The organism is Listeria rocourtiae subsp. hofi (genome assembly GCF_963575615.1).
GTDB classification, from domain to species: Bacteria; Bacillota; Bacilli; order Lactobacillales; family Listeriaceae; genus Listeria_A; species Listeria_A hofi.
This window is the reverse complement of the sequence record NZ_CAUYTL010000066.1, coordinates 1-6,383: the sequence shown is the minus strand read 5'-3', so window position 1 is coordinate 6,383 and position 6,383 is coordinate 1. Positions and strand designations below refer to the sequence as shown.

At 40.5% G+C, this 6,383-nt stretch carries 7 protein-coding genes; all 7 read left to right on the top strand.

Annotated elements, in window-relative coordinates; translation table 11 throughout:
• Positions 1-212: 212 nt before the first annotated feature.
• The 7 genes from R8925_RS15550 to R8925_RS15520 all read left to right on the top strand — a co-directional run bounded on the left by R8925_RS15550 (position 213) and on the right by R8925_RS15520 (position 6,054).
• Positions 213-983 (top strand): hypothetical protein, encoded by a 771-nt coding sequence (locus tag R8925_RS15550; RefSeq protein WP_430536701.1) that lies wholly within the window; start codon positions 213-215, stop codon positions 981-983.
• 94 nt (positions 984-1,077) lie between these two features.
• On the top strand, positions 1,078-1,629 hold the full coding sequence (locus tag R8925_RS15545) for a TetR/AcrR family transcriptional regulator (RefSeq protein WP_430536700.1): 552 nt from the start codon (positions 1,078-1,080) through the stop codon (positions 1,627-1,629).
• A 90-nt stretch (positions 1,630-1,719) separates the two neighbouring features.
• Entirely contained in the window at positions 1,720-2,070 is a 351-nt protein-coding gene (locus R8925_RS15540; protein WP_430536699.1) for a DMT family transporter, read from the top strand.
• Entirely contained in the window at positions 2,070-2,390 is a 321-nt protein-coding gene (locus R8925_RS15535) for a DMT family transporter (protein ID WP_430536702.1), read from the top strand. Before R8925_RS15540 ends, R8925_RS15535 begins: the two co-directional genes overlap by 1 nt.
• Before the next feature lie 273 nt (positions 2,391-2,663).
• Positions 2,664-3,782 carry a D-alanine--D-alanine ligase gene (locus R8925_RS15530; protein ID WP_430536698.1) on the top strand — a complete coding sequence of 373 codons (1,119 nt, stop codon included), beginning with the start codon at positions 2,664-2,666 and terminating at the stop codon, positions 3,780-3,782.
• Between the two features lie 64 nt (positions 3,783-3,846).
• Positions 3,847-5,220, top strand: coding sequence for a UDP-N-acetylmuramoyl-tripeptide--D-alanyl-D-alanine ligase (locus R8925_RS15525; protein WP_430536697.1), 1,374 nt, complete (start codon positions 3,847-3,849; stop codon positions 5,218-5,220).
• Between the two features lie 168 nt (positions 5,221-5,388).
• Positions 5,389-6,054: a hypothetical protein gene (locus tag R8925_RS15520; protein ID WP_430536696.1), complete on the top strand. Its 666-nt coding sequence runs from the start codon at positions 5,389-5,391 to the stop codon at positions 6,052-6,054.
• The last annotated feature ends 329 nt before the right edge of the window (positions 6,055-6,383 follow it).

The following is a 6,383-nucleotide window of genomic DNA, read 5'->3' as shown; positions in this document are numbered from 1 at the left end:
AAGGTTTATTGGTTGACTAATCGTAAGAAGAGGATGGAACATCCGTTGATTTGTAGATCAACTTTTGTCCCATCCTCGTTTTTCTAAGAAGAACTATGCTCATGTGTTGTTGTCATCAATTAGTAACTAATATTTGAATCAATTGATACATACATTTGGTCGTAAGTGTTGTATGATGGATATATAGATGTGTGGAAGAGGTGAGTGAGGCAATGAAAAAAGAGTCTTTGAAACAACAGACGATTTATGTACATATAGATAATGTAATAAATAATGTCGTAACAAGCGGTATTACTTTTTGTGATTTTATGAATGGTGTTATGTCGCCACCTCAAAATATTTTATTGTTAAAACATCAATTTCCAGAGGCATCATTCAATGCGCATACATCTTTTCACTATAGCGAAGTTAGAGATTTATCAGAACTGAAAAAAGCACCTGTCTCACAATATGGTGATTTTTGCTGGGTGGATTTTGAAGAAATTGATTTAGTGAATCAGCTTACGGCGCAGGAAGTCGCGGAATTGCTTTATTTGGCACATACAGGGAGGCATTTGCGTTCCCCTTTTTACTATAAATTGCAAAATGATTTTATTTACTTAACGAAAGATGATGGGCGCTACAATAAGGTTTATTATCGTAATTTAGATCAATTTTATCATGTGCTTGGCTATGCGATTTGGAAAAATATGATGCAGATGACAGCAGAGAAAATCGTATTACCTTTTATGAAACGGAAAAAAATTGCAGACATACCGGCAGACTTATTGAAGAAATTCGCCAAATATTTTCGAGAAGGGGCTTGTATTTCGTTTGATGATGCTGTGAAAACTCGGAATCAGATTGAGGTGCCTATTGGGCTGAATCTGAAAGACGATATGCAAGAGTTACTACGTTCGAACGATTTAATCGAGTACGGGCATGTGGTAGCGCATTTAATCTATGATGTGAAGCAAAATGAATGGTCTGTAATTGATGGTTAATCGAGCTTTTTAAGAAATCATGAAATAAAAAGGTTGTATTTCATGATTTTTTTGATATAATAAAACTAATGAATGTTAGTTAGGTGGTGATTTCATGTCTGGGCAAAGATTGAAAGATGCCGCATTGCCGCTTTTTGCGGAACAGGGATATGAAGGAACGGCGTTGTCAGAAATTGCAAAGGCGGTCGGGATTAAAACGCCATCGATTTATGCGCATTTTGCCTCGAAGGAAGCTCTGTTTCTAGAGATTTATCGTGATGTGATGCGGCATGAATTGTTGATGTTGGAAGAGGTTGTACAGGAAAAGCATGCTACAATGGAAACTGAATTGCGAGCCTTCTTTTATAAAGTAACTGACTTTGGTGTGAATCCTCAGGTAAAACGATTTTTTCAACGTGCTATCTTCTTCCCGCCACAGTCACTTGCGAAACAGATGCGTGAGGAAATGATGACATATGAAGCAATGACATCGAAATCCATTGGTGCAATTTTGGGCAAGAAGTTAGGTGCTGCACAGAAGGAGAAGTGGGTTTTCTTATTCTATTGCTTGCTAGATGGTTTAAGCTTGGAGCACGAAACATACAGTCAAGAGGATTTTGCAAAGCGCCGTGACGCAGCTTGGGAAGCATTGGCCGCGTTATTATAGGAAAAACGAGAGAGGATGACCTTTCGGAATACGAACTTTATCGTATTTTAAACCAATTTGGGACAGCCCAGTATTTAGGAGGAAAAAGTGATGGCATGGTTTTATTTAGTGCTCGCTGGATTGTCTGAAATTGTTTGGGCGTTCGGTTTGAAGGAAGCACACGGGTTTAGTAGATTAGGATGGAGTTTGTTAACGATTGCGTTCTTGATTGTTAGTTTCTATTTGTTTGCTCGGGCGATGCGAAAGATTCCAATTGGAACGGCGTATGCAGTCTTTACTGGTATTGGAGCAGCTGGAACAGCAATTATTGGCATGGTATTTTTAAATGAATCAGCAAATCTTTGGAAGATTATTTCGCTGATTGTGTTGGTTTTGGGAATTATTGGGTTGAAATTGGTTGATGGCGGCGCAAAATCGAATGAAAAGGCTGGTGACGCATGATGGCTTGGATTTTTCTATTGGTTGCCGGTCTTTGCGAAATGGCTTTTGTTGTGATGATGAAGCTTTCAGAAGGATTTAAAAAACTGAAATACTCTATTTGGACAGTAGTATCGATGGCCGCGAGTTTCTTCTTGTTATCCCTTGCTTTAAAGACGATTCCAATCGGCACAGGTTATGCGATTTGGACGGGAATCGGTGCGGTTGGCTCGGTTGTAATGGGAATGGTTATCTTTAAGGAGAAGAAAAGTGTGTTGAAACTTTTGTTTATCACGCTTATTATTGCCGGTGTCATTGGTCTCAAACTCACCAGCGGAATCTAAAGGTGGGGGCAAACGCTCACCTTCGTCGTTAAAGTCTGTGCTCCGGTTCATGTACAAATTTTATATTCCGCTCCGGTGCTCGGATTTGCTTAGAATCTGAACATTTGTCGTCGCTTTTAGGATTTAGCGGGATTGCTTCGTTTTAAAGACTGAGAAACTACAATATTAAAAGATTGGAGCATTGAGAGAATTTTTCAATGCTTTTTCTGTTATTCTTTTGAAAACATGTTAAAATAGATTGTATTGATTTGGTGAGTAAAATGGAGGGTTATCATGAAAACAAAATTAGTAGTTTTATATGGTGGGAAGTCGGCGGAGCATGAGATTTCTTTGCAAACGGCTTTTTCTGTAATAAATGCGCTTGAGTTTAATAAATTTGAGGTAAAACCGATTTACATAACGAATGAGGGGGACTGGGTGCAAGGCCCGAACTTGTCTGGAAAATTAGATTTTGTTGAGCAATTGCGTTTTGAACAAATGGACGGATTTAGGCTCGCAGATTCGCGGGATGTAGCATCACATGGCTTGGCGGTTAGTCCAGCATCTTTGCGTGATGAAGGTGACTTGGAGCAGTTGGTTGTGTTCCCGTTATTGCATGGTCCAAACGGGGAAGACGGCACGGTGCAAGGCTTGTTGGAAGTGCTAAATCTTCCTTATGTTGGGGCTGGGGTTCTGGCTTCAGCGGCGGCAATGGATAAAATTGTGATGAAGATGGTGTTCGCTGATGCGGGTATTCCGCAAGTTCCTGCTGTGGCAGTTCGCGCGATTGAATGGCAGGAAACACAGGACGCGATTGTTGCAAAAATTGAGTCGGAACTTGATTACCCAGTGTTTGTAAAACCGGCGAACCTTGGCTCTAGTGTCGGTATTAGCAAAGCAACGGATCGGGGAACGTTGATTGAGGCAATGTTTGAGGCGCTTCGTTATGATCGGCGAATTGTTGTGGAGCAAGGTGTTGTCGCTCGTGAAGTAGAGATTGCAGTTCTTGGTAATGATACGCCGGCTTGTTCTGTTGCGGGTGAAATTATTCCAAAAGGTGCGGAAGCGGTTTTCTATGATTATCGGGCGAAATACCAAGATAACGATACCGTGATGGCGATTCCAGCGGAGCTTGATTCATCGGTTTATGAACAGTTGGTAGATTACTCGAAGCGTGCTTTCCTTGGACTTGCTGGCAGTGGACTTGTGCGCGCGGACTTTTTCGTGACGGCGGATAACCAGATTTTCTTGAACGAAGTGAACACGATGCCAGGTTTTACACCATATAGCATGTATCCGCTACTTTGGCAGGAAAGTGGTTTGCCATACTCGGAACTAATTGTAAAGTTGGTGGAACTTGCAAAAGAACGACATGAGGCAAAAAATAACTTGAAATATACATTAGAGGATTAATCGAGTTAGAAAAGCAGTGCCAAATGCGGGCTGCTTTTTTCTCGGGATTTTAGGAGGATTAGATTTGAAAAAGACGGTGGCAGAAATTGCAGAAATGATTCAGGTTTTAAATGATGTGGATGCTTGGCGTGACATCGAATTGACAGGTGCTTGCTTTGATACGCGCCAAATTCAAACGGGAGATTTATTCGTTCCTTTTGTTGGTGAATCGCGTGATGGGCATGCGTTTGTTAAAGATGCATATGATGCAGGAGCAAGTGCTGCTCTATGGCAAAAAGATGTACCGAATCCTCCTGCAGGCGTGCCAATTTTGATGGTGGAAGATACATTAACGGCGTTGCAAAATCTGGCAAAAGCTTATTTGCAAGAAGTAACCCCAAAAACGATTGCAATTACGGGAAGCAACGGGAAGACAACGACAAAAGATATCATGGCCGCAATCGCTGCTTCGAAATACCGTGTACACAAAACGGGTGGGAATTTTAACAATCATATCGGTCTGCCGTATACGATTCTTAGCATGCCAGCGGATACCGAAGTCGCAGTGCTCGAGATGGGAATGAATCATCGTCATGAGATTGAAGTTTTGACGAAAATTGTTATGCCGGATATTGCGATGATTACGAATGTCGGCGAGGCACACTTAGAACATTTAGGTTCCAGAGCGGAAATCGCCAAGGCAAAAATGGAGATTGCGGATGGCCTGAACCCAGAGAGCCTGCTTATTTATCCAAGTGACGAGGAACTTTTAAAGCCGCTGATTACAGCCGATTACCGTGTTGCTACTTTTGGTCAAAGCGGAGATTTGCGTCCTGAAATGATGCGAACCGAAATGGAAGGTACATCTTTCACGACGAATATCGCGCCGGATGTGGAGATTTTCGTACCGATTGTCGGCGAGCATAACGTGTTTAACACCATGGCTGCGATGTTAGCCGCAAAAGAACTTGATATTTCGGTAAGTGATGTGAAAGAAGCGTTGGCGAATATGGAACGCTCAAATAGCCGTTTAGAGTGGCTTGTTGGAGTGAAAGGTAGCGATATTCTGAATGATGCCTACAATTCTAGCCCCACTGCACTGATGGCTGTTTTAAAAACATTTATGCATTTGGAAGCTCCAAATAAGCAAAAATTTGTCGTGGTTGCGGATATGCTAGAACTTGGTGCAGATGCAGATACATTCCATTATAATGCTGGAAAAACAATCGAAAAAGACAGTATCGACAAAGTTTTTGCTTACGGCAATCATATCAAAGCCTTCGCGAAAGCTGCCGCCGCGCAAATTGGTGAGGAAAATGTCTTCTATTTCGAAATAAAAGAAGCATTGAAAACTGCGTTACTATCACAATTGACTGGTGATGAATATATCATGATCAAGGGTTCCTACGGTATGGGATTAAAAGATATTGTTGAAGCATTGACAAGCGAAATAGAATAAGTGTAGAAAGCCTGATTAATAGATGGAAATCTGATTTTCAGGCTTTTTATCTGACTAAAAGGAGAATTTTTAATAAAATAAACACAAAATGAGTTTGAAATCGTTTGCTAAATTCTAATTGTTACGATAATATAGTAACTGTAAGAAACATAAAAGGAGATATTGTAGATGAATCTGAGTATATTAAGACAACTAAGCATTGGAATTGTTGTAATCATCTTAATGATTTCTGGAATTGGATCTATTGGGGTGTATGCAGATACTGAGGTGTTACCAGCCTCTGTCGCTCATGGTGGTTGGGAGTTGAATCTTACTAAAAAAGAGATAAAAGAAGAGTTGAAGTATCAAAAAGAGCTAGTTGCAGAGTTGAAAGGAGCAGATGGAAACGAAGAAAGGGCTATCCAAAATTATTTAGTGAATACTCCTAATTCTATCGCCGAAGAATTAGGAGACGATGCTACTCGTGAATCACCAGAGTTTCTTAATACATATGCCATAAATGATGAGGTACAGATTACGATATCGGATACAGATGTTACGCTAGATATTACTGAAATCAGTGATGAGAAAGTTGCGACTCCAGAGGAAGAAGAGCTTTTGAATGGAGAGAAAGAAAGTTTAGGCTTTTTTTCTAGTATAAGATCGTTGGGGTCAGATCTATTCTTTGGAAAGACAGCTTATGCAGCAGCTTCCAAAACGGTATCTGGACGCCATACTCGCACGGCCTATGCAAAAGTTTCTGGTAATAGATTATTCACTGCTAGCATTGGAGCCAAATTTACGTATAATGGAAAAAAGTCACTGCCCGAACTACGGAAAACTATCTTAAGATAAATGGTTTTTCAGGTATAGCTTGGTCCATAACAGATAAAAAGAATGGTGTGCAAAAGCCAAGTGTGAAGAAAAGAGTTGTATATCAACAAGGAACAGCCAAGTCAGGAATCATAATTAAAGGTAACGGGTTAGTGTTGCAGGAACGATTTATTCGAGTTAATCTAGAATGTAATTCCTTCGGTAAGATTTCTAAATCGTCTGTGTTACGCTAATAAATAAGGAGGGCTTAGAATGAAGAAAAGCTTATGGATATGATGTGCACCCCAAAAGTTAGACCAAAAATCTAACGTTTGGGGTGTTTTGCTGTGGCAAAGTATGATGCATCATTT

Bases quoted from the DNA above. Each gene is read 5' to 3' on its own strand.
- R8925_RS15520 (WP_430536696.1), top strand. From the start codon at position 5,389: ATGAATCTGAGTATATTAAGACAACTAAGCATTGGAATTGTTGTAATC.
- R8925_RS15545 (WP_430536700.1), top strand. From the start codon at position 1,078: ATGTCTGGGCAAAGATTGAAAGATGCCGCATTGCCGCTTTTTGCGGAA.
- R8925_RS15535 (WP_430536702.1), top strand. From the start codon at position 2,070: ATGGCTTGGATTTTTCTATTGGTTGCCGGTCTTTGCGAAATGGCTTTT.
- R8925_RS15540 (WP_430536699.1), top strand. From the start codon at position 1,720: ATGGCATGGTTTTATTTAGTGCTCGCTGGATTGTCTGAAATTGTTTGG.
- R8925_RS15550 (WP_430536701.1), top strand. From the start codon at position 213: ATGAAAAAAGAGTCTTTGAAACAACAGACGATTTATGTACATATAGAT.
- R8925_RS15530 (WP_430536698.1), top strand. From the start codon at position 2,664: ATGAAAACAAAATTAGTAGTTTTATATGGTGGGAAGTCGGCGGAGCAT.